This is a genomic window from Paenibacillus sp. FSL H7-0331 (genome assembly GCF_001956045.1).
The window spans coordinates 324,555-347,612 of sequence record NZ_MRTH01000005.1 but is presented as its reverse complement, the minus strand read 5'-3'; the positions used below and the strand labels follow the sequence as shown (position 1 = coordinate 347,612).

Below are 23,058 nucleotides of genomic sequence, written 5' to 3'. Positions count from 1 at the left end.
AACGTGCTGCCAGTCAGAAGCTGCAAATTAATGAAAATGAGGCCCGCTCCCCTTCGTTTCTCGGGAACGTACTCCTGGTTCCCCGTTCGATTGTTTAATTAGGTAGATGTCAGCCAAGGCTTCTATTGACCGCGCGTCGCTTCCTTCTGTGACCAGCTGGCTAAGGATATCCCTGATATCGATACCATATTTCCCGAGCAGCGGAAGCGAAGTAAACAAGGAGCTGCCTCGGATGCCAAGTGTGCCGAGAGCAAGTGCACCCCGCTCAATAAATTGGGGAGCCGGCATCACCTGCTTCAGCATATCATCAGCAGCCTGTAGAAGGATGCCTGCGTTCGTGCCTGTGTCATAGCCCATTTTATGCAGCGCGGCAGCAAGCACTTCCGTAGGGGCATTGCCAGCACCGGCGCCAAAGCCAGCAAGGCAGCCATCCACCAGATCGGCTCCTTCTTCGACAGCCGCAAGTGTATTGCCTACCGCCAAACCGAGGTTGTTGTGGCCATGGAATCCGATGCGAACCGAAAGGTAACGCCGTAATAGACTGACCTTGGTTCGAACCTCGTCCATGGCCATCGCTCCCGCTGAATCGACGATATAGATTACATTCGCTCCGAATGCTTCGAGCTTTCGCGCCTGCTCCAACAGCTGTTCTGGCGAGCATGTCGAGCTCAGCATCAGAAAGCCAAACGCTTCAATGCCAAGGTCAGTTGCTTTTTTGATATAGCGGTGCGCCAGATCGGCTTCCGAGGCCAGCGTCGCAATTCGTATCGTTCCTATTCCCATTTGCACAGCCTGCTCCAGATCCGTTAGCCTCCCAACGCCAGGCAGCAGCAGCGCCGCGATATTCACCTGTTGTGCTGCCGCTTTTACAGTGTTTATAGCTACCTCATCGGTAAGCCTGCTTTTACCAAAATGCAAGCTGGAGCCGCCTAGACCATCCCCATGGCAAACCTCAAGGTAAGGGACATTCGCCCGCTCCAGGTCAGAAGCTATACGTGAAAGCGTATCGGCATCGTATTGGTGCCGAAGCGGATGACTTCCGTCTCTCAGCGTCACATCCAAAATTTGTATAAACCGCTTACTCCCCATGTGGGATTAACCCCTTCCTGACTTTCTCTGATTCAGACTCCAGCCTCAATGACAAAGGTTACGACCTGATCCGTGAAGCAAGGCGAGTATTTCAATCTATGCTCCGGTGTATGCAAGGAAATCTCGGCAGCCGTATTGGACAGCAGCTCAGCAATCTTGGAAGGCTCGAAGGCTCCATCCAATTGGAGATGCACGATGTAACGATGCACGACTGTTTCTTCCGGGTTGAGGAAAACCATCGTTTTCGCCTGCATGGCTACACCTGCACCTGTGAGCGCAAGCTCTATGCTGCTGAGAAATTCATCCAAGCTGGCTCGCCATTCAGCATCTGCAGCTTTACCGGGAATATCGCAAATCACTTCGGATTCCAATATAAGATAATGATTCGAGATCGTCGAAATGAAGGGCACAACAGCTTGAGCAGCCGGGAGCATCATTGGCATGTTGGCTCATCCTTTCTCATGGAAGCCAGAATCATCCTTTTTTCGTAAAAGCAGCTACGAACACATCCCGATAACCATCGACTGCATCAGGCAGAATAGCGCTAACTCCATGCATGACCCGGTTATCATCGGCAAATATCAAATCAAAGGGCTGCAGCGTCGTACTAATCAGCGGATTACGGTCATTATCGTAGATCGTGCTTTCCCCACCAAGGACGTTCTCCCTTGCCAGAACCATCATCATAATGTACGTCACACCATCCCGGTGAACACCCTCTGGAGCCGGTTCTCCCTGCTCGTCGATTCTGGCTAATATGCGGATTTGATGAAGGGACACTTCCCAATCACTGGGGCCTTCCAATTGCTCCACTGCGTTAAAGGCCCATTGGAGCAGCCCTCTTAAAAATGTATTGTCCGTGACGATGCTCTCTTCCATAGGATCAAAGTGTCTTACGATTCCGCCGTTCAAGCTGTTGATTTCGGTTGGCTGGTAATAAGGGCGATCGTTGAAAACATGAAGGGCTCTGTCACTCGTACTGTATTCAATAGTGGCAAACCGGCGAAGCCTGTAGGTTCCATTGTCCTTCATATACTTATCAATTGTAAGATTGTGGAAGCTGTCGATAAATCGCTCAGCGTCATCTTTTTGAAAAAAATCAGCCTGTGTAAAAAAATCACTCGTTAATGGGTAATAACCCTGCTGTGCAACGTGAGCTGAGACCTGCTTAACATCCAGTGTTGTTTGTAAGGTTGGTACAGATGATTTCATAGTTGATATCGCTCCTTATATGAATGTTCGGATAACGGCTGCCAGACGGGGAATACCCTCGATGATTTTGTCCTCCGACATATTGGAAAAATTCAGACGCATCGCATGCTCATGACCACCATTCGGATAAAAGGAACCTCCAGGCACAAAAGCGATCCCTTTTTCCAAACTTTTTGCAAGAACCTCTCTCGTATTGACGGATGCCGGAAGCTCCACCCAGATGAATAATCCGCCTCCAGGCTTGCTAAATAAAGCCGTTTCCGGAAATTCACGATCCATAACATCCAGCATGATATTTCTACGTTTTCGATACACATCTTTGATTTTAATGACGTTTTGATCCAAATCGTATCGTTCCAGATAAGAATGGATCACCTGCTGGCAAAAAGTTGACGTATGCGTATCCGCAGCTTGTTTGGCCATCACATACTTTTCCAGCCACTGCGGAGAAGCACACACCCAGCCGACCCTGAAACCGGGGCAGAGAATTTTGGAAAATGAGCCGAGAAACACGACCTGATCCTTCTGATCCAACGAAGCTAATGAAGGGAGCGAATCACCTTCGTATATCAATTCGCCATATGGATTATCCTCGACCACTACGATCTCATAATGACTGACAATCTCCATCAATTCCTTGCGTCTTGCCAGTGACCACGACCGACCCGTTGGATTCTGAAAATCCGGGATCACATAAAGCAGCTTCACCCGATCTGTAGTCGCCAGAATACGTGTCAATTCCTCCATAACCATGCCTTGATCATCTGTAGGCACCTCGATAAATCTAGGGTTATAGAGGCGAAAAGCTTGAAAGGCACCGAGAAAAGAGGGACTTTCGCACAGTACCACATCCCCTTCGTCGAGAAACAGCTTGCCCGATAGCTCGATTCCCTGCTGCGAACCGCTTGTGATCAAAATTTGCTGTGGAGAGCAGGCTTTATCGAACTTCGCCTGCATCCGCTGTGCAATCTGCTCTCTTAACGGCAGGAAGCCCTCCGTGATCGTATATTGTAATGCTTGCTTGCCGTGGTGCTTCAATACGTGCTGGGATACTTCCTGGATTTCCTCGATTGGAAACAATTCGGGAGCAGGCATTCCTCCGGCAAAAGAGATCATGCCCGGTTGTTCCGTCATTTTCAGAATCGCCCGAATATCCGAACCATTCAAATGCCTAGTTCTTTCTGCAAACATCACACTGCGATACCTCCCGTACTGTCAGATTGTGCCCCCGTATGTATATCATAAAGGCGCACAGTTCCATCCGTACAATACCTATATCGCATCCCATGCATGCAAACAAACTATAGGCTCTGATTGGGGAGATGTGTCTGGATATAGGCTATAAACTCACGTGAAGCATAGGAAAGATATTGATTACGGCGGTAAATGAGAGCCAGCTCCCAGACCATAGCAGGGGAGGTAATCGCAGCTGTATGAATGGGTAAATGCTTTAAGCGACTCGCCATTGATCTGGGAATCAACGAAATTCCCTGCTGATTCGCTACCATTTCACAAACCAGATCCCACATCGAGGACATATGGACAACCCTCGGTTCAAAACCGGCCTGCCAACAGGCTTGAATGACAACATCGTAAAGGACGAACTCTTTGGAGAACAGGATAAACGGTTCCTCCTCAAGTTCCTTTAAATCGACGGACTCCTTCGATGCCAGCCAGTGCTGACTGTCAACAATGGCAACCAGATCCTCCTTCAACAAAGAGAACGTGCCATATAGCCCTGTATCTACCGGCAGCACAGTGACCCCAAAATCGATATGTCCATCATTGACTTGTACCTCCAGATGCTTGGCACTGTACTCGACCATTTGAATATCAATTCCCGGATATTGGCTCTTAAAGCCGACAATGATTTGTGGAAACAGCAGCGCGCCTACCGTAGGCATTAAGCCCATAACCACTTTTCCCCTTTTTACTTGAACCAGCTCATGGATGGACAACGATAAATCCTTCATCGACTGCATAATGTGTAAGGCTTGCTCGTACACAAGGTGGCCGGCATCCGTGAGTTCAACCTCCTTCTCCGACCGGTTCAGCACGAGAACCCCCAGCTCATCTTCAAGGTTTTTGATCGTCTTGCTGATCGATGGCTGCGAGACCAACAAGGTTTGCGATGCTTTTGTAAAGCTTTTGAGTCGGGCCACTTCTACAAAATAGCTCAGCTGTCGAATATCCATCACATCGCCTCCTCTAAACAAAAAGAACCGTATAGATAAAGTCCTATACGATTCCTCCATTTCACACGAGCAGCCTGCCCTCTTGTATAATCAGCTGTCCGTCGATATAAACATCCGGCTCATTCACGACTCCATCCACATGGACGCCAGCCACAATGGTACCGCCAAACGTGTGGTTGCTGCCGAAGGCGACATGAATCGTTCCATATACCTTCTCATCCTCCAATACAACGCCTGTAATCCTCGCTTTGTTGTTGGTTCCGATCCCAAACTCGGCGAGCATACGACCTTCCTGTTCACCCAATATGTGCAGCAGCTTATCCGAGGCAGGACCTTCCACGTCGACCAGACGTCCCTCCTTGATCGTGAGATGCAACGGAGCCCCCAGCTTGCCGATGCCTGCAAAGGAACAGTCGACCTCTATCTGTCCCTCTGCAGTCCCTTCCACCGGTGCTGTATAAGCCTCTCCTGACGGCAGGTTTCCCCACTCTCCCGGATTGAGGTACACGCCCGTACTCGGAAAGCCCTTTCTACCAGCTATGGAAAAAGTTAATGACTTGCCTCCCTTCTCGATGCGTACCGTGCTACCGTGCTCCAGCAGCTCAGCCGCTTTGACGGAAAGCTCTTTGACCTGGGCATAATCTGCCGATATCGCGCCCTCCAGAAACATGTCGGGCGTAATTCCCGGCATCGTAGCGATCCGCGCTCCACGTGCTACCGCTTCCTTGCGTGCCTTCGTATGTGTCAGCGAATGCTCGGTCACACAAACAATTACCTCGGAGCCTTTCATCGCCTCGCTTACGGCGGCTGGCGGCTCCTCACCGGATTTCCCTCTATCCCTCATAATAAGGAGCATGGCCTCGGCCTTCAGCTGCTTTCCTGCTAACCAAAGCGCCATACCCAGCTCCTGCTTAGCCTCATCGGCAACTACAAGGAAGGTTTCTCCTGCCTTTAAGCCCAAGCTGTTGGTCAAGATGTTAATACTGATATCTGTCAGTTCCTTGCTGCCTATCGATTCCATGCTGAATCATCCCTTTCCATCATTTGAATATATAACTATTAATCGACTTACCGATCACGTCTTCAATCGGCTGTAACAAAGCGGGATTGCTCATCGTCGTGCTTAGAATCAGCTGTCCTCTTGGCACATGAATGACGGCTACGGCCTGTCCTTTGGTAATCGCAGCCGATACAACCGGATGGGCGGTTCGGGCATCCAAAGTCATAATAAGATCAGGGAACGTCGCCAAGCGCTGACCGTCCTGTTCCAGTGTCATATATTCATTCCAGAACGTCAGCTCGTAATCACCGATCGTCACATGCCCGACATCCCAGCCACGATCCGTTGTTATTGCGAATTCACTAACCTCGCCTACAGCAACAACGCGTCCACCCAGTTTGCTGCAAACAGCTTCAATTGCCGATTCTCCCTTGTGGGTAAGCAGTGCCTCGCCAAGCTCTATAGCTTGGCTGATCGCACCCGGAGCACCATTGGCCCGTGCATACTTGACCGTTACCGGATTGCGCGCTACGGCGACCAGCCCACCGGCATCCACGGACACTCTTCTTATCAATGATGAGGTTTGTTCAATGGTCGCCGATACACTGACCTCCAAATACTGATTGCCTCTGCCTCCAGCGGCAGCTTGATGAGAAATATATTCGGGTAATTCATGCAGGTTCATCGCACCCATAATAGAGGTTGGATGAGCCCTGCCGTTACATGCCAAGTCAATAATGGGAAGGCCTGTGATTGCAGCCTGAAACCAGCCATTCACTGTCGTGTTCGCTCCGTTCTCATTGACGATGATCCCATCGATCGGCTTTTTGAACGATTCACCCAGCAATTCCATCGCCCGCAGACAGTGAATCGGTTTGACGTGTTTATCCTTGGCGGCAGGTGCACCAACAATCGATGTGGTAAGAAGCGTAGCATCCTCATCCATTTCATCGGCAGTAAGCAGATGAAGAGGACCTACTTCCAACGCCAGCCTGCCAAGCTGCAGCCCATCCTCGATCCAGCCGCCTCCACCTCCACCAAGCACAGCACCTCCATACACGGCATATTCCATCATTTGCTCATCCACATTTATTTTTCCCATCGTTTATCCCTACTTTTTAGCAAATTTGATTATCGAATTGAAGAAGCCATACAACGCATCACCAGCAATAAATCCAGCGGCAAGGATACCCAGAGGTGCTTCCGCTTCTTTTCCCTTGACCTTCAGTACAATGATACGGATCAGAATACCGGATAACACAACCCATCCTGCATTAGGATTAAGAATTAAGAGGCCTGTGGCGAACAAAACACCGAGCTGCCGTTTGGAGCCGCCGATAATTTGCAGGATAGCTCCTGGTATCGCCCACAGGAAGAGCTGCTTCGCCACTTCGGCCGATGCTCCAGCTTCAATCGTTTTGACGTACACCAGATCCACAGGAGGGATCAGGTTCCTTGCGAAAAATCCTTTATATAAAAAGAGTACGGTCAGCAAAGCGACACCAAAAGCAATCATGCCAGTAATGTACTGCTGTTTGCGTCCACGCAGCTCGAGCTCCGGGTCACTGCCGTTACCCCGTAAAATATAGCCTGTTTTCAAATCGTAACCCATGTCCGCAAACGCTGGACCGGTCGCTGCGCTAAATCCGACCAATAAACCCAATGCAATAGGAGGAAATCCCATCAAGACTCCCAAAATCAGCGTAATTAAAGCGACAGCGAACGCCGGAAACCATCCGGAATGCATGGCGGCAATGCCTACAATCAGTTCATGAAGATAGGCAGCCAATGCCGCGAATAAAAGAAACCAGATAAACATGCCGAACGACATTTGTGTTAACAGTCCACCAATTACAGCCAGAATCAAGGCAATAACCAGATAAGCCACGAAGCCAAATCCAAGGGTTCGGGTCGTTTCCTGATCGTTTTTCATCCCATCCGCCGCTTCTGATCCTTCACCCGCTTGCTGCTCCGTGGATTGCCCCTTTTTGTTTTTCGCTTTGAAAATGATCATCGTCGTCTGCACCAAAGCCATAAGTCCCCCACCAATCATAAATCCATGCGGGATATAGAGCAGATTCATATCAACGGCAAACAACGGTATCGAATACTGCCGCAGCAGCAGACCGCTTCCAAACATGGTAAGCGCCCAAATATTGCCAATAAAAGCGACCCCAAAAGCCGACATGGAGAGACCAAAATAGGCACCCACAATTCCTCCAGCAGCACCCAAGCCGAGGAGTACGGACCGTTTACCACCCTTTTGAGCGGCTACGATGGCCTCTGCCGTCGCTACACCCGGTGGCCAGGCTCCCGCCGCAGGAAACACCTTGGAATTAAACAGCTTATACAGCAGTGTTGCATCGAGAAACATCGCCAGAGCTGCACCAATCAGCATCGGAACGATCAATTCCGGCTTGCCCATGACAAATGGAATACCGATAGGAATCAACAAGCTGTTGGCTGCACCAAACGTAGCCGATGAAATCGAGGTTTGCATCAAGTTTTGACGATGAATGGACTTGAACATGGAGAAGGCAGGAATAGGAATCCGCCCTATCAGCATGGCAATTACAGCACCAATAATCGCGGTATTAGGGGTCAGTCCGAGCGAGGTCATGAGCTGCATACCGATAACTGCTCCTACAATCGCCAAAAAGATATTCATGATCAAGGCAACCGGTTCAAATATCGAGGGGTGTTTATCTTTGGATTTTTTGTTTTCAATCATAAATAGCTGCCTCCCATGTTGAATATCCGTCCTATAAGCCAATTCATCTGAGTACATGTATAGCTGTATTTAAAAAGACACCCGTCACCTCCGCCTATCCCCGTATATTAGAGCCCCAAAGCAGCTCTTTTAACATTACATGAATCTAACATAATACCTGACATCAAACATTAACTTACCTCAAAACTATAACAAAAGCAGGCCTGCCTTCCTATGGGAAGCGTACCAAATGGAAGAACGCATTTTTGGGCATGAACACAAAGGTAACATGCTGCTCTCATTCAAAATAGCGTTTTCAACTAATATTGGGTATGTAACAACCTTGTCATGTAAGTCGTGGAAAATCGTATGCAGCCGATGGTCGATATTCAGTCCCGGCAGGTATATCTATGTATGCGAAAAAGCCTTCCTCCCGACGATAACTCGTTCGGAAATGAAGGCTTTTTACAATACTATACGAAGGCTTGTGACTTAAATCCAAGCCTTTAAATTCACTTGTTTAATAAAGTCAGCTTGGGATTGAACCTCGGAGCTCGGCTTCATCGTATCCGCCTCTTCCTGATCTTCCCCGTTCATAATTCGACGGAATAATTCTTCGTTCTTGGTAGCCAGTGCAAAATCGATCAGCGATTCACGCTGAAGTCTGTCGGCTTCCAGCTGAATCAAAATTTCCTCCAGCTCAATGTCCGCAGCTGTTACAAAAAAATGCTTATTTATTTTGGGAACCCGCACTACATAATCAAAAACATTATCAGCGTTCCGGTCGATAGCCATGATATAACCATATTCACTAACAGGCAAGTTTTGCTCAAAAGTGTCTGCCACGATAATTACTCTTTGTCCCAAACGCAACATATGCCATTCCTCCCCAAGATTGACGCGTCTCATGCTTAGTATTCTATACAAATGTATGCCTATTAGCAAAATAATGATAGAGATCGTCCATAAATGGAGTCAAAAAAGACTACAAATATAGGTAGTTTGTAATAATTGTTTTTATTCTAGCATCTTTTATAGGGTTAAGCAATGATAGACAAAAAGCAAGGATACTTTGTTTCCAAAATGGCAGCCAACTGCGCTTTTTATAGAAAAAAGAGTCGAATCTACAAGTTTTATCCCGGTACAGCCTACCGCATGACAGGAAGAGGTTATCCATCAAGTCTGCTCGACTCTCGGATAACCTCAGCTGCATCAAACCCATAACGATCACTTATTTTTCGTATTCGGATGCCTTCTTTTTCAGTTCATCGAAAGCTTTATCTGGTGTTGTTTTATCAAACATCAGCGCCTCGGTAATCGATTTGTATTCTTTGGTATCAAAGTTGTTCCACCCCTTGGCACCCGGGTTAAATTGTTGAGCCCCTGCAATGGACTTGGCAATCATATCCACAGTCAATTTATCGGCAGCTGTGAATTTAGGCGTTAATTGAGCGACAATTTTATTGGAAACCGGCACACCACGAGTCGTTCCGGAAATTTCCCCAACCTCGGGGTCATTCACGAACCAATCGATAAATTTCGCTGCTTCGGCCTTGTTCTGTGAATCCTGACTTACACTGAAGAAGAAGGTCGCCTTCAGCCATCCACCGCCCTGCTTGTCCTTAGGCATTGCCGATACTCCGATGCTTCCAGGCTTCAGACCCTCCCATGAAGAGGCTTGCGCCGCATGTGCGTTTCTGAAAATGATTTTGCCATTCAGCATCAGGTCCAGCTTTGGATCCAGCTCCTTGTCGCCAACTGCGACATCCGGGGGAGGTACAATGCCTTCTTTTCTAAAATCGCTGAACGTCTTCACCCATTCCAGCCATGTATCCTTATCAAAGTTGAACTTTCCTTCCGGCGTTACCGGTTGTCCTTTACCTTTGCTTAATTGATAGGACGTATAGGCTTCGCGGTTCGTTGTCGCATCCTGCATCACATATTGATCCTTACCCAGCTTCGCTTTAATATCTCTGGCAAGCTTGAAATACTCATCCCAGGTGATTCCGTCCTTCAGCTGAAAGCCGAGCTTTTCCAGAGAGCCTTTATCATAAATCATGCCCCAGGCATTATTACCGAGTGGAATAGCTGTTGATTTATCCTTATATTTGCCGGCTTCGACCAGCTTCGGATCAATGTCCTTGACGTTGACGCTGCTTAAATCGGCTAATTGATTTCTGGCATTCCAGTCCGCTAGCCACGCTGCGTCCATCTGGATAATATCAGGTGCATTTTTGGCTGCTGCCTGTGTAGTCAACTTGTCGATATAGCCGTCAAAGCCGGAATATTCCGGTTCAAAGGTGACGTTCGGATTTTTCTTCGTATACAAATCAAGAATTTTGATGGTGGCATCATGTCTCGGCTGGGAACCCCACCAATTGATCCGGAGCTTGATCGGCTTGCTGCTTGCGGCGGGCTTGCTTTCCATTGTTGGCGCTGCAGCCGAATTACTATCCGGTACTTTGGCTGTTTGTGTTCCGGCTGCTGAACAGCCAACCATAGATAATCCCATCACGGTGGATACAACTGAAAAGATTACTTTTTTTCTCATTTTCATCATCCTGCATCATGTCCCCTTTAATTATAATAGCTTACCTTATTCATCATCTATTGAAGATCAAAGCCTATGAAAGCTTTAACCCTTAATACCGGTGGTCGCAATACCTTCAACAAAATGCTTTTGGGCAAGGAAGAAAATAATCACGGAAGGAATCACCGACACCAGACCCATTGCCAGCAGCTGACCCCATTCCTGAGCCGACTGTGAGTCATTGAACATCCGAAGCGCCAAGCCAACTGTATATTTATCAACCGAGTTAATATAAAGCATATGACCAAAAAAATCATCCCAATTCCATAAGAAGCAGTAGATTAATACAGTCACGAGCGCCGGCTTCGTTAACGGGATGATAATTCTCCAGTAAACTCCGAACCAGCTGCAGCCGTCCATTTTGGCCGATTCATCCAATTCCTTCGGAATGCCTCTAATAAATTGCACCAGCAAAAATACGAAGAACGCGCCTCCAGAGCCACCAGCCAGTGCATGCGGTACGATAAACGGCAAATACGTATTGACCCAGCCAAAGCTGTGAAACAACGCATATTGGGGAATAATCGTTACCTGTCCAGGCAGCATCAGCGTAAGCATCAGGATCGAGAACCAAAAGTTCCGCAGCGGAAAGTCCAACCGGGCAAAGCCAAATGCAACCAGACTGCAGGAAATAACGGTCGTGATGAGAATCCCAAGCTCCAGCTGCGCATTGTTCCAATAAAAATCAGTAAAGGAATGACCGGGGATGGCGTACCAACCATTACTAAAATTGACCCACATGGGGTTCGTCGGAAATAGATTCGGCAGGCTCATTTCCTGATTTGATTTCAGAGAAGCGCCCACCCACCAAAACACGGGGTAAATCATCAGCAGGCTGAGCACGGCAAGTCCCAGGTGTCTGAACAGGAGATTCCGTCTACTATTCATTTGCTCTTTCCTCCTTCAGACTCATAGAAAACCCAATATTTCGATGTCAGAAAAATAACAGCCGTGGAGGCCACAATGATCAAAAGCATAATCCACGCAAGGCCCGAGGCATAACCCATTTGAAGACGACTGAACGCACGTTCATACAAATAAAGCGAATATACATAGGTCGAATTGGCAGGTCCACCGTTGGTGATGATCATAGCCGGGGTGAACATTTGAAAGGCTCCGATAATACCCATGATCGAATTAAAATAAATGGTCGGCGAGAGCATCGGCAGTGTAATTCGGAAAAACTGCGTCGTTTTGCCCGCTCCGTCAACCGAGGAGGCCTCATACAAATCATTAGGGATCTGCTTAAGCCCCGCCAGAAAAATAACCATGGCCGAACCGAACTGCCAGCCTACCAGCAGCACTAAAGTCCACAAGGCCGTATCAGGATTCGTTACCCAGCCTGTCCCCTCGATACCAAAGTGGGCCAAAATATTGTTCACAAAGCCTTCCTTGCCAAAGATGTTCTTCCAGAGAATCGCTACCGCAATACTGCCCCCAATCAACGATGGAAAATAAATCGCCGTACGGTAAGCCGACATCCCTCTGATGTTTTTGGCTAACAAAATGGCGACCATCAGTGCCGCTACCAGTCGCAAAGGAACAGAGGCCGCTACGTAAATGAAAGTCACCTTCACAGCTTGTATAAATCGTTCATCGGATGTTATTATTCTGTTGTAATTCCTGAGCCCCACCCACGTTGGCTCCTCCAGCAGCGAAAAGTCGGTGAATGAATAATAAAGCGATTGCAGCATGGGGTATAATGTTAGGCCCAGAAAGCCCAACAGCCATGGAGATATAAACAAATATCCGGCAATCGGTGATTCCCACCGCTTGATTGTGGGTCGATGTCGCTTGATCAATGGATCTGATAGTGATGTTGCTGCGCTTTCTTTCATATCCGCCCACCTCGTTTGTTGTGTTTTTCTTATTATAAAATTTTCGATCCCGGGCGCCTATGAGGGTATATCACTATTTCTTTTAAATTAATCCGATATTTAGGCAGGAGGCGAAGCATTCATGTGGAAGATTGCGATCATTGATGATGACAAACAAGTTCTGAGAGGCATGAAGCAAGCGATTCCCTGGGACGAGTTGGGTGCCGAATGGGTCGGTGAAAGCACGAATGGTCACAAAGGACTTGAGCTGATCCGGAAGGAGAAGCCGGATATCGTCATTACTGACGTGTATATGCCTGTGATGGACGGGCTGACCATGATAGAACACTTGCGGAAAGAGCAGTTCCAGGGAAAGTTTCTGATTCACAGCGGCTATTCCGATTTTGAATTTGCACGCAAGGCATTAAGAATGAATGTGGACGATTATTTATCGAAGCCTGTTTCCAGACAAACACTTCGTGAGTCGCTTCAGCGTGTCATTCTTACAGTCGAAGAGGAAAATAAAATCCAGCTGGAGCAGAAGGCGCTGCGTGATAAAGTCATTTTGTATGAGCCGTTTGTCCATAAAGAATGGTTGAAAACCGCGGTTACCGGAACGATGGACGATTGGAATAAAGAACACCCGCTATTCAATACAGAAAAGGCGCAAACCCATCTGGTGCTGGGCATTGAAATTATGCGAACGGCGCGGATATCCGATGTTGCGGCTCCGGACCGCTTTTTGTTCCGGTTTGCCATTCAAAACATTATTCAGGAAATTCTCAGTGAACGGCAGCTGACCTTCGACTACGTCGAGCTGCATGGCTATCATGCCAGCTTGATTCTGCACTTCGAAAAGGACGCAAGGTATGAGGAACTGATTGATGGGGTGAAGTCGATTGCCGAAATGATCATTGATTGTGTGCACAGGTATTTGTCCATTTCCCTGCATATCGGAATCGGCGGTCTTAAAAACCATTGGTCACAAATATCCGATTCACTGGAGGAAGCGTTCCACTTTTTATCCCAAGGTGCTCCCCTCCTGTCCTCTTCGAGCTTATATGCCTATAACGATTCATCAAGTAAGCGTTCCCAATCGAATGGTGTATTAGCCAAACCGATGCGGTTTTATCACCAGCTGATTGAGGATATCAAAAACACCCAGGGAAAAATGGCGGAATCGATCATTCACAGTTATATCGATACGCTACATGAAAGTTCTGACTCCTCCGAGCCTTCCTTCCACGCGCTGGGCGCACAGTTCTGGACGATAGCCAGCTATGCGCTTAATGATGAGCAAATCCGGTTGTGGGAGATTTATACCGAGGTGCAGATCGAAGCCGAGCTGCGCAGTATTCATACTGCGGATCAATTCGGGGTGTGGCTGCATGATAAAATCCGCGGTATCTGTGTCAATCAGCATTGGCACGAAAACCTGAAGCACAAGCAGGCCGTTGATTTCATGAAGCAATATATTCATGAGAATTTCAAGCAGGACATTACGCTCGCCGAGCTTGCGGAGAAGGTATTCCTTTCGCGCAACTACCTGAGCCTGATTTTCAAAAATGCAACAGGAGAAACGATTAATAATTACATGATCCGGGTTCGTATGGAGCAAGCCAGAGCACTGCTCTTGAAGGGAACGTTCAAAATTTATGAGGTTGCAGAAAGTGTCGGTTACAAAAACATCCCTTATTTCAGTACGACCTTTAAAAAGCATTTTGGAATTACACCCATGGAATTAATCAGATAAATCGGTAATGAGGGCGGGAATGTCAAATGAAGCATATGTTCAAAAAATATCCGATCTATTACTTGCTGTATGGTGGATTCTCCTGCTTCATGGTCATTCTGCTCGTCGTCGTGATCTGGTTGGCATACTCGCTTTCCGCTCAGGAAATGGTAAAGAACACGTCTTATTATCAACAAAATGTATTGAATGAGCTGTACAGCAAAATCGGTATCCAAATGCGTTCAATCGAGCAGGTTTCATTGGCGGCCTCGCGTAATCCTTTGTTGTCCGATTACTCCCTGTTATCCGAAGACGTCTATTCCGACCATAAAAGGGGCGCAGAGCTGGAAGCTTATTTAGCTAGTATCACCTATGCCACACCCATGATCTCCTCGATTCAATTTTATACAAAAAATGTGGTCTACATTCAATCCCAGATGCCTGTTGTCTTTATTGAGGAGCAGAAGGTCAAAGGAGAGCCCTGGTACGCAGCGGTTGAAAATACCGATTTCTCGTGGGTGGGCGAGCGTACAATTCAATTGTTTAACGGGGATTTTTCCGTGATCAGCTTTGCCCGTAAAGTATATTCGTCTACTGGCGAATACAGCGGATTATTGCTATTAAATGTAAAATCGTCTGCTATTCAAAATCTGGTCAAGGGGGAAACGGCGGACGCCAACCGGATCTTGCTCGATTCTGGAGGCAGAGTGATTACGTTAATTGGAGATCCGCAGCTTGGACCCAATATTAAGGATTTTCTTCCTTATACGGTGAACGAATCCGGTTATTTAAAGGTCGATACGAAGGGATATACACTGGCTAACTCCAGCAGTCACTTAATGGTTTGGTCGAAGCATTTCAATTCGGACTGGACGCTCGTCGAGCTCACTCCGTGGAAGCAGATTACTTCAGGCAGTGTTCACAATGCATTTATTTTATCGTTAGTTGGTATTTTGGCGATATTCATTGCCTTGTTTTTCACTTTATTTTTCTCCAATCAGTTTATTAAACCGATCCGGCTGCTGCTGCATGAGATGGGCGGATACGCGGCGAATATCAACAAGGTAAAGCTGCCGGAGGATTACTATAATGAATATGGGGTGCTGTTCGCAGGCTACCGGAAGCTGATCGATCGGATTCAGGAGCTGTATATGTCGCTGGAAAACCAGTACATCAGGCAAAAAAAGGCCGAAATCAAAGCGCTTCAGGCGATGATCAATCCACACTTTCTGTATAATACCCTGGATCAGCTCAATTGGATGGCTCTTGGTGCCGGACAAGATAAAATGAGTGAAATTCTCGAGCTGATGGGACGCATGTTCAGGATCGGCTTGTCCAATGGGGAAAGTCTGGTTACGATCCACGATGAACTGCTCCACGCCGGCTGCTACATGCAGATCCAGCAGCTGCGCTGGGAGGAAGGCCTGACCGTCGTTACACATGTACCTGCCGAATTGGAGCTTTATTATATCCCGAAAATGACGCTTCAGCCCTTTATCGAAAATGCGATCATGCATGGCTTTGACGGAAGATCGGAAGGCACGATCTGCATCACCGCCGTTCAGGAGAATGAAGCGATAATATTTACCGTCTCGGACGATGGCGTAGGACTCAGGAATAACTGGAATTCAGGGGAAAAACGAAGCACCGGTGGTTATGGCATTCGTAACGTCACGGAACGCTTCGAAGCCTTTTTCGGTGCGGATTACGGGATTAACATCCATGACAATGATGCCGGAAGCGGTGTCACTGTTACGATTCGTATTCCCCTGCTGAACGACAATGACATTGATGGTCTGGGAAAGCCAACCGAAGGTATGCCACGTGCTTATCCGATGTAGAGCCAATAAGATTCATCTGACACTTCTCCAGCATGTCATTAGGGTTGGCGAAGCGCATACACCATGTGTACCCATTCGTTCAGCTGCTGCTGTACCGTGATGTAGCCATGCTCATGAAACCACTGCAGCAGCCTGGAACGGTCAGAGGGATAGCAGTTGGCCAGCTTGGCCAGTACATCTGTCCTGCCAGCTGCCTGCAGCCGGGTGAGATGTGCCGCTCTGGCATCTTCATGCTCGAACATAAGACCCGTAATAACGACACGTCCGTGCGGCTTCAGCACACGGTCCATTTCCGCAAGACCCAGCAGCTGCTGGGTCTCGTTCACATGATGGAACGCAAAGCTGGTCGCAGCAAAATGAAACTGGCCATCGAAGAACGGCAGTGCGAGCAGATTGCCAAGCTTCGCTTGCAGCGCGGGATATTTGCTGCGGCAGCGAACCAGCATCTGGCGCGATTGCTCGACAGCCGCAACCTCGGCACCTGTTTCCAACAGCCTTCCCGCCAAATTACCAGTCCCCGCGCCAATATCGAGCCCCACCTCTCCAGCCCTTGGGGCCAGCCACTGAACGGTAAAGGCCAATGCCTGCTCGTACTCATCTGCTGAGGCGATCCAACCGACCGGGCTTTCGCTCAGATCGAGTCGCTTGCGGTCAAACTGCTCAGCGATTTGGTCAAAGCCCCACTGATCCTCCCAGGAGGAACGGGCTGTCCGAATTCGCTTCGTATGCTCTGCGAGCTTGAACAGATCGTCCATGACGAGCGGCTTTCCTTCGTCCACCTGGTCAATCAGCTCATCCATGGCGGTCAGGGTCTGCTTCCATTCTACCCACTTGGAAAACAGGATCGCCCGCTGCAGCTCCAAATGATGATGCAGGGAGGTCGCATCGCCGCTGTCAAACACCCGCAGCAGCTTGGCAATGCTCTCGATGCCGATCCCCATCTCACGAAATGAAGTGATCGTTTGCAGCCGCCATGCATCCTCCTCAGTGTAGTGCCGATAGCCGTTGTGCTCATTTTTAACCGGCTGCAGCAGACCTTTCTCCTCATAGAAACGAATCGCCCTCGGAGTGACATCCAGCCTGCGGGCCAGCTCATTAATTTTCATATGCCCATCTCCCTGCTAACCCCATTGTAAACCATTACGTAAGGGGAAGGTACAGAGGCTTCTGCTTTATTTTCGTTTACCTATTTCCTTAAACAAACGCCTCAGCGTAGTCACCCCCAGCGTAATCGCAGCCCCCATCCCTGTAACCATCACGGTCAGCGCAATATATTCAAAAATGGAATAGTCATTCATTTTCCCCCAATCAATAGGTCCCTTCAAGTCTTCAATCACCTGATTCATCCCATAAATGCCACTGACCACCGAATAGATCGTTAAGATCAGCAGCAAGTAATTGGAACGTTTGGCTGTAAAATTTTCCTGATATTTGTACAGATCAGCCAGCGTTTCATTCACTTCTGCGTACAGCTCGTCACTGCCCAGATGCTTGCGAAGCTGGAGAAAAATTTCTTTGCCCTGGGATTGGGTAGCGACCTCCAGAAAGTAATAGCGGGCAGAAAAAATCGTAATCGAGCGGATCAAATCATCGATTTCGTCCTGATTCTGATCCAGCTGGACATGCGAATAACGGTTCGATAATTTAAGCAGCACAACTTTATAAAACAAATTAATGAGTACGCCATAATAATATGCTCCATACATGTGGTTGCCGAGAGCCGTAGTCACTTCCTTGGACTGATTCGTCAAACAAAAGAAGGAGTTCTCTTCAATCACATAAAACGTATCCGGCCCCCACCTGTCGTAAATGTGCTCATCCAAATACCGTTGAATATAGTCCATATTCGAAGAGCTAATATAAGGCGCGCCCTGAAGGTCCAGTCCATCGACCCGAGAGGCACGGTATATATCCTCAGGTGCAATCGGGCAGTTATCCGTGAAGGAAACCAGTCCCTGTACAAACATCCGCTCATCCACGAAAAAGGGCAGCTTTTCAAAATACGTTTTTTCCAGGTCCGTCTTGTCCAGATAGGCGATCATCCCGGGCACGAGTCCATCCAAAATAAATTCTTCGACCTCGTTGTAAAGCTTTCCATTGTGGACCAGCTCAACCGGCTCATCCTGATCCTTCATATTTTGCAAAATACGGAATCGGTTCACGAACTCCAGCACCTGCGAATAGGTTAAGTCGTCACATCTCACCTCGGTCCGTACCGTAATAAAGCCCAGATCAAAGGGACATAACACGACATCGACCGAATGTATACGAAACGGGATATGCTGTTGATTCATCCGCAGGCTGCAATCCATTTCCAGACGCTTGGAATAACGCAAAAATACATCCTTGGAATCTTTATGAGGAAAAATGACGCTATTCGTAAAAGGTAAATAATACCGTTCCAAATTCAAATGGGATACCTGATAGCCCTCCCCGTAGAATGCAGTCTCCAGCTCCAGATTTCCCAGTTCAAACGCAGCAAAGTCGTCCTTTTGCAGCTGCTGCTTCAAATCATCCTGGCAATCCTCATTAAGCGAGAACGGAAACACGAACTGAAGCAGTGCAGCCTTAAGCCGCTTTTCTTCTAATACAGGTTGAACCATGGTATGGGGTTGGATCATTCTTTTCACCGCTCCTACTGATCACCGAATTGTTCTCTATAGGTAGTATTACTCTACAACCCACCCAATCAATCAAAAAAGATCAAAAATCCAAAAAATTGAAGTAAAACTCCTTGTCCTTAATCGAATTGAAGGGTTCAAGAACGGTACTGAATGGTAATGATAGAATATATTCGGTTGCAAGGGGGATATCGCGCGTGGAGATGCTGTTTATCGTCATTTATTTGATTCTGATTGCCTTGGTGCTGGAGATTTCTTCTACCCTTCTGATCATATCAGGGCTAAAAAAGGAAATCGCGCGCTTTCAGGCGGTTTCCATGCTGACGGCAACCGGTTATACGACACTGGAATCGGAGCTGATCCTGCGTCACCCGGTACGCCGCAATATTGGCGTGTTTCTTATCTTGTTCGGCGTCTTCTCGTTGGCTGTTCTGATCTCCATTATCAGCAGCCTGTTGGGACAAAATTTACGAATCCCGGCTTTGACAATAGTAACCGTTGGACTTGCTGTAATTTTACTAACGGTCAAAAACAAAAAGATGATGGGTCTGCTCAAGCTCAAGTTTCATCGTCATCTGAATCAACAATTTGAGCTGCATCAGCTGCCCATCGAAGAAATTTTGTATACGAGCGACACCGATTGGGTCACGAATGTTCATATCCATGCCGACTCCAATTTAGTGGACCAAAGAACGGATGCCTTATTTGGTACGGAGGAAGATATTTTGCTGCTGTTTGTTCAGCGGGATGATCAGAAAATCAGACAGCAGTGCCTGAAGCTGACGATTCAGGAGGGTGACATCTTGTATGTGTATGGCAATAAATCGGCCATTGAGGAGAAATTTCACCATGAGCTCCAGAGCATGAAGCTGAGTAATCAGAAGGAGCAGCATGTTGTAGGTATGTAAATTGGGGGATCGACGCTACATCAAATAAAAAGCATCCAATGCTACCGACGCGCAGTAGAACATGGATGCTTCTCATAGTCGTTTGCAGATTATTTTACCCGTTCACTACATGAACGGCATGACCCGACAGAAAGCTTTGAACATTATCTACTGCTGTTCCCATCAATCTGGCTCTGGCTTCTTTCGTCGCCCAGGCGATATGAGGTGTAATCAAGCAGTTCGCTGCCGCATACAACGGATTCGAAGGTACAGGAGGCTCCACGGACAGCACATCCACCGCAGCTCCGGCAATTCGTCGATCATTCAAAGCAATTGCCAAATCCTGCTCGTTAATTAGTGCTCCACGAGAGGTGTTGATCAATATAGCCGAATGCTTCATCAGCGCAAGTCGCTCCGCATTGATCAGCTTTTCCGTAGCTGGTGTTAATGGGCAGTGCAAACTAATGACATCCGATTCTGTTAACAGCTGGTCAAGCTCCACCCACTCTACACCTTCGACTGGAGTCGGATTGCTTCTACCGCTACCCACTGCGATAACCCTCATGCCAAAAGCGTTGGCGATTCTTGCCACTTGACCACCAATACGACCAAGCCCGATCAACCCCATTGTTTTGCCTGAAAGCTCAATCAGCGGCGAACGTGTAAAGCAAAAATCTGGGCAGTTGTTCCAATCCCCCGCATGGACTGCGTCACTGTGAGTCTGTACCCGATGACACAGCTCCAGCAGCAGAGCAAATACGAACTGGGCTACGGATTGGGTTCCGTATGTAGGGATATTCGTCACAGGAATTCCCCGCTGTTTAGCCGCTTCCGTATCGACAATATTGTAGCCGGTTGCCAGCACACCAATATATTTGAGCTTCGGAAGCTGCTCCAATATAGCGGCTGACAGCTGTGTTTTGTTGGTCAGCACGATATCCGCATGAGCAGCACGCTCCACAATTTCAGTAACAGCCGTTCGATCATATACAGTAACATTGCCAAGCTGCTCTAATCTTCCCCAATCCAAATCCCCCGGGTTTAATGTGTAGCCATCCAATACGACTATATTCGCCATAACCGCACTCCTTTTATGATCAAGCTTTGATCTACTGTTATAACATTCCTTAGCTTAAGCATACAGCAATAGCCCTGTTATTTCTTCGTTTGTTTCAGCCTATTTTTGTACATAGAGGGTTCACATTTTTGGATAGGTTATACAATCCGCACGTCATTAATTTGGATCATGGAAATGAGCTGTTTGGGCATATTTTACAAATCGATCTTAATAAAAAAGACGGTACACACCTATAATGAGCAGCGTTACACAAGCATTGATCATCACGATTCCCCAAATGGTTAATTTCCCGTCCTTCATGCCAATACGACGCAATATTCGAGACAACATCTTGTTATGCCACCTTCCTTTATAAATTCCTGCGTTCATACACATAGATAGCAATGAACCATGAAACGATGAATAACACTAAACAACCTCCGCCTGCCCACCATCCATACATCGCCTGATCTGCGGAATTCGCGGAAAGGATATGACGAACATATCCTGAAACATGAACATCCATCCATTCCAACACTCGAAAGACAATAAGAATGACCCCTCCAATCGCGAAAATCACGATCAAATCAAGAAACGATGAGAAACGTGATCCTAATGCAAAAAACATCGGGAAATAGATCGAATAGAACATCACTAACACCGCAATCGAAATCAAGATGGACTGTAAGCTGAACCAAGGCAATTCCTCTGTAGGCAACACCATGGCAGCAAGCATACGCCACAGCAGCGTCAGCAGAAAAGCCAATGTCGTAAACAAAAGCACACCTAAATATTTGGAGGTTACAATATCCCGTCTTCGCAATGGAAAGGATGCCAGCATTCTTCCGTTGTGGTTCTTCTCATCCGATTTGCTCGCCACCACGATCAAAAAATGACTGAATATCGCAGCAGGTAATGACAACGGCAAGCCCTCGAAAGCGCCAAGTGCAAAAAAGAAGAAGCCTACGAATATAAATCCAAGTACGATAAAATGTTTTTGAATCTGGATATCCTTCACAAGCAGTTGGAGCATATTATATCACCCCCTGCGTATAGACCAGAATATCATCTAACGAAGGAGTTTCCACCAGGAACTGACTGTTGAATTGGTCCTCCACATAACTTGCTCTCGGGAGCAGACCTTCAAATCCGAGCGCGGTTTGCTGCAAGCCGATGATGGGAAGCGAATACTTCTGCAGCAAATGGACAGGGCCCTTTACCAGAAAATACGTGTCCAGCAGTTCCTCCTTGCTTCCGCAAAAGTGCAGCTGACCATTGCGAATATAAATAATATAATCGGCGATCCTTTCCAAATCGGCACTGATATGGGTCGAGAACAACACAGAACGTTCTTCATTCTGAATGTAATCACTTAATATCGATAGTACCTCCTTACGAAACACCGGATCCAGCCCCGATGTCGGCTCATCCATAATGAGTAATTCCGGATTATGCGCCAGTGCAGCAGCGAGTGCGAATTTCATCTTCATCCCTTTCGACAAATCGCTAATTTTCCTTCGCCCCGCTATTCCAAAATCCTGCAAATAACGTTGAAATATCGATTCATCCCATGTCGGGTAAAAGGAGGCTACGACTTTTTTCATTTCGCTTACCGTCAAATGGTTGTAAAAGAAATCCTCATCGTACACAAAGCCGATTTTGCGCTTAATTTCCCGCTCCCGATGCTGATAGGATTGATTGAATACGATCACCTCACCCTGATCAGGTTTAATCAAATTCATAATGGAACGAATCAACATCGTCTTCCCCGATCCGTTAGGGCCGATAAGTCCTGTAATATATCCGCTTTCTACTTGAAAATTAAGATCGTTAAGGATGAACTCTCCGCTGCGCTTGGTAAAATGCCGAAATTCAATAGCCTGCATTACTCATTCTCCTCTCCATAAAAAAGGGTGAACAGATTCAGCATTTCGTCGTGCTTCAAGCCAAGCGCCTGACTTTTCTTAACAACCGCCTTAATCTGCTCCTCCAGCTCGCGATATTGAATCTCCCGAATCGATTGCTTGTTTTTGCTTGATACGAAGGTGCCTTTTCCGGAAACAGAGGTGACCAGCCCTTCCTGTTCCAGTTCGTCATAAGCTCGTTTCGTGGTGATGACGCTGATTTTTAAAGTTTGGGCAAGATTCCGAATCGAAGGCAGCAGCTCCCCTTCCTGAAGTTGACCGGTCAGGATTTGATTTTTGAGCTGCTCTCTAATCTGTTCATAGATCGGAGCTCTTGATGCCAAAGATATAGAAAGATTCATCAATTCACCTCATCTCCAACAACTGTTTATACTGAATATAT

At 47.4% G+C, this 23,058-nt stretch carries 22 protein-coding genes; 3 read left to right on the top strand and 19 right to left on the bottom strand.

What is annotated here, in order from left to right; translation table 11 throughout:
• Window positions 1-27 precede the first annotated feature (27 nt).
• The 12 genes from dmpG to BK127_RS10070 form a co-directional block, all read right to left on the bottom strand.
• Complete coding sequence (gene dmpG, locus BK127_RS10125; protein WP_076229909.1) at window positions 28-1,089, bottom strand: 4-hydroxy-2-oxovalerate aldolase; 1,062 nt, start codon at window positions 1,087-1,089, stop codon at window positions 28-30.
• A 32-nt stretch (window positions 1,090-1,121) separates the two neighbouring features.
• On the bottom strand, window positions 1,122-1,532 hold the full coding sequence (locus BK127_RS10120) for a hypothetical protein (RefSeq protein ID WP_076229908.1): 411 nt from the start codon (window positions 1,530-1,532) through the stop codon (window positions 1,122-1,124).
• Window positions 1,533-1,563: 31 nt separating this feature from the next.
• Window positions 1,564-2,301 carry a 2OG-Fe dioxygenase family protein gene (locus BK127_RS10115; RefSeq protein ID WP_076229907.1) on the bottom strand — a complete coding sequence of 246 codons (738 nt, stop codon included), beginning with the start codon at window positions 2,299-2,301 and terminating at the stop codon, window positions 1,564-1,566.
• A gap of 15 nt (window positions 2,302-2,316) precedes the next feature.
• A complete protein-coding gene (locus BK127_RS10110; protein ID WP_076229906.1) occupies window positions 2,317-3,492 on the bottom strand; it encodes an aminotransferase-like domain-containing protein in 1,176 nt (391 codons plus the stop codon).
• Window positions 3,493-3,602: 110 nt separating this feature from the next.
• Window positions 3,603-4,496, bottom strand: coding sequence for a LysR family transcriptional regulator (locus BK127_RS10105; protein WP_076229905.1), 894 nt, complete (start codon window positions 4,494-4,496; stop codon window positions 3,603-3,605).
• Between the two features lie 61 nt (window positions 4,497-4,557).
• Window positions 4,558-5,517 carry an aminopeptidase gene (locus tag BK127_RS10100; RefSeq protein WP_076229904.1) on the bottom strand — a complete coding sequence of 320 codons (960 nt, stop codon included), beginning with the start codon at window positions 5,515-5,517 and terminating at the stop codon, window positions 4,558-4,560.
• Between the two features lie 19 nt (window positions 5,518-5,536).
• Complete coding sequence (locus BK127_RS10095; protein WP_076229903.1) at window positions 5,537-6,598, bottom strand: S-methyl thiohydantoin desulfurase family protein; 1,062 nt, start codon at window positions 6,596-6,598, stop codon at window positions 5,537-5,539.
• Between the two features lie 9 nt (window positions 6,599-6,607).
• Window positions 6,608-8,227, bottom strand: a complete 1,620-nt coding sequence (locus BK127_RS10090; protein WP_179097434.1) for an OPT/YSL family transporter — start codon at window positions 8,225-8,227, stop codon at window positions 6,608-6,610.
• Between the two features lie 471 nt (window positions 8,228-8,698).
• On the bottom strand, window positions 8,699-9,082 hold the full coding sequence (locus BK127_RS10085) for an ATPase (protein ID WP_076229902.1): 384 nt from the start codon (window positions 9,080-9,082) through the stop codon (window positions 8,699-8,701).
• Window positions 9,083-9,437: 355 nt separating this feature from the next.
• On the bottom strand, window positions 9,438-10,757 hold the full coding sequence (locus BK127_RS10080) for an ABC transporter substrate-binding protein (protein ID WP_256711251.1): 1,320 nt from the start codon (window positions 10,755-10,757) through the stop codon (window positions 9,438-9,440).
• Window positions 10,758-10,841: 84 nt separating this feature from the next.
• Window positions 10,842-11,684 carry a carbohydrate ABC transporter permease gene (locus BK127_RS10075; RefSeq protein ID WP_076229900.1) on the bottom strand — a complete coding sequence of 281 codons (843 nt, stop codon included), beginning with the start codon at window positions 11,682-11,684 and terminating at the stop codon, window positions 10,842-10,844.
• A complete protein-coding gene (locus BK127_RS10070; protein WP_076229899.1) occupies window positions 11,681-12,634 on the bottom strand; it encodes a carbohydrate ABC transporter permease in 954 nt (317 codons plus the stop codon). Before BK127_RS10070 ends, BK127_RS10075 begins: the two co-directional genes overlap by 4 nt.
• Window positions 12,635-12,755: 121 nt before the next feature.
• On the opposite strand from BK127_RS10070, the gene BK127_RS10065 reads away from it, so the two are divergent.
• Both BK127_RS10065 and BK127_RS10060 read left to right on the top strand, forming a co-directional pair.
• Window positions 12,756-14,366 (top strand): response regulator transcription factor, encoded by a 1,611-nt coding sequence (locus BK127_RS10065; RefSeq protein WP_076229898.1) that lies wholly within the window; start codon window positions 12,756-12,758, stop codon window positions 14,364-14,366.
• A 26-nt stretch (window positions 14,367-14,392) separates the two neighbouring features.
• Window positions 14,393-16,186, top strand: a complete 1,794-nt coding sequence (locus BK127_RS10060; RefSeq protein WP_076229897.1) for a sensor histidine kinase — start codon at window positions 14,393-14,395, stop codon at window positions 16,184-16,186.
• A 38-nt stretch (window positions 16,187-16,224) separates the two neighbouring features.
• On the opposite strand, the gene BK127_RS10055 is transcribed toward BK127_RS10060, so the two are convergent.
• On the bottom strand, window positions 16,225-17,292 hold the full coding sequence (locus BK127_RS10055; protein ID WP_076229896.1) for a MerR family transcriptional regulator: 1,068 nt from the start codon (window positions 17,290-17,292) through the stop codon (window positions 16,225-16,227).
• Between the two features lie 66 nt (window positions 17,293-17,358).
• Entirely contained in the window at window positions 17,359-18,807 is a 1,449-nt protein-coding gene (locus tag BK127_RS10050; RefSeq protein ID WP_256711250.1) for a hypothetical protein, read from the bottom strand.
• 203 nt (window positions 18,808-19,010) lie between these two features.
• Here BK127_RS10050 and BK127_RS10045 point away from each other — a divergent pair, with 203 nt between their 5' ends.
• The gene (locus BK127_RS10045) at window positions 19,011-19,715 is read left to right on the top strand and encodes a TrkA C-terminal domain-containing protein (RefSeq protein ID WP_256711254.1); all 705 of its coding nucleotides are present in this window, start codon (window positions 19,011-19,013) and stop codon (window positions 19,713-19,715) included.
• A gap of 94 nt (window positions 19,716-19,809) precedes the next feature.
• On the opposite strand, the gene BK127_RS10040 is transcribed toward BK127_RS10045, so the two are convergent.
• The 5 genes from BK127_RS10040 to BK127_RS10025 all read right to left on the bottom strand — a co-directional run bounded on the left by BK127_RS10040 (window position 19,810) and on the right by BK127_RS10025 (window position 23,017).
• A complete protein-coding gene (locus tag BK127_RS10040; RefSeq protein ID WP_076229894.1) occupies window positions 19,810-20,772 on the bottom strand; it encodes a D-2-hydroxyacid dehydrogenase in 963 nt (320 codons plus the stop codon).
• 207 nt (window positions 20,773-20,979) lie between these two features.
• Entirely contained in the window at window positions 20,980-21,102 is a 123-nt protein-coding gene (locus BK127_RS44720) for a hypothetical protein (RefSeq protein ID WP_256711249.1), read from the bottom strand.
• A gap of 19 nt (window positions 21,103-21,121) precedes the next feature.
• Window positions 21,122-21,784 carry an ABC-2 transporter permease gene (locus tag BK127_RS10035; RefSeq protein ID WP_076229893.1) on the bottom strand — a complete coding sequence of 221 codons (663 nt, stop codon included), beginning with the start codon at window positions 21,782-21,784 and terminating at the stop codon, window positions 21,122-21,124.
• A 1-nt stretch (window position 21,785) separates the two neighbouring features.
• Complete coding sequence (locus tag BK127_RS10030; protein WP_076229892.1) at window positions 21,786-22,637, bottom strand: ABC transporter ATP-binding protein; 852 nt, start codon at window positions 22,635-22,637, stop codon at window positions 21,786-21,788.
• Window positions 22,637-23,017 (bottom strand): GntR family transcriptional regulator, encoded by a 381-nt coding sequence (locus BK127_RS10025; protein WP_076229891.1) that lies wholly within the window; start codon window positions 23,015-23,017, stop codon window positions 22,637-22,639. The genes BK127_RS10030 and BK127_RS10025 overlap by 1 nt, the downstream gene beginning before the upstream one ends.
• Between the last annotated feature and the right edge of the window lie 41 nt (window positions 23,018-23,058).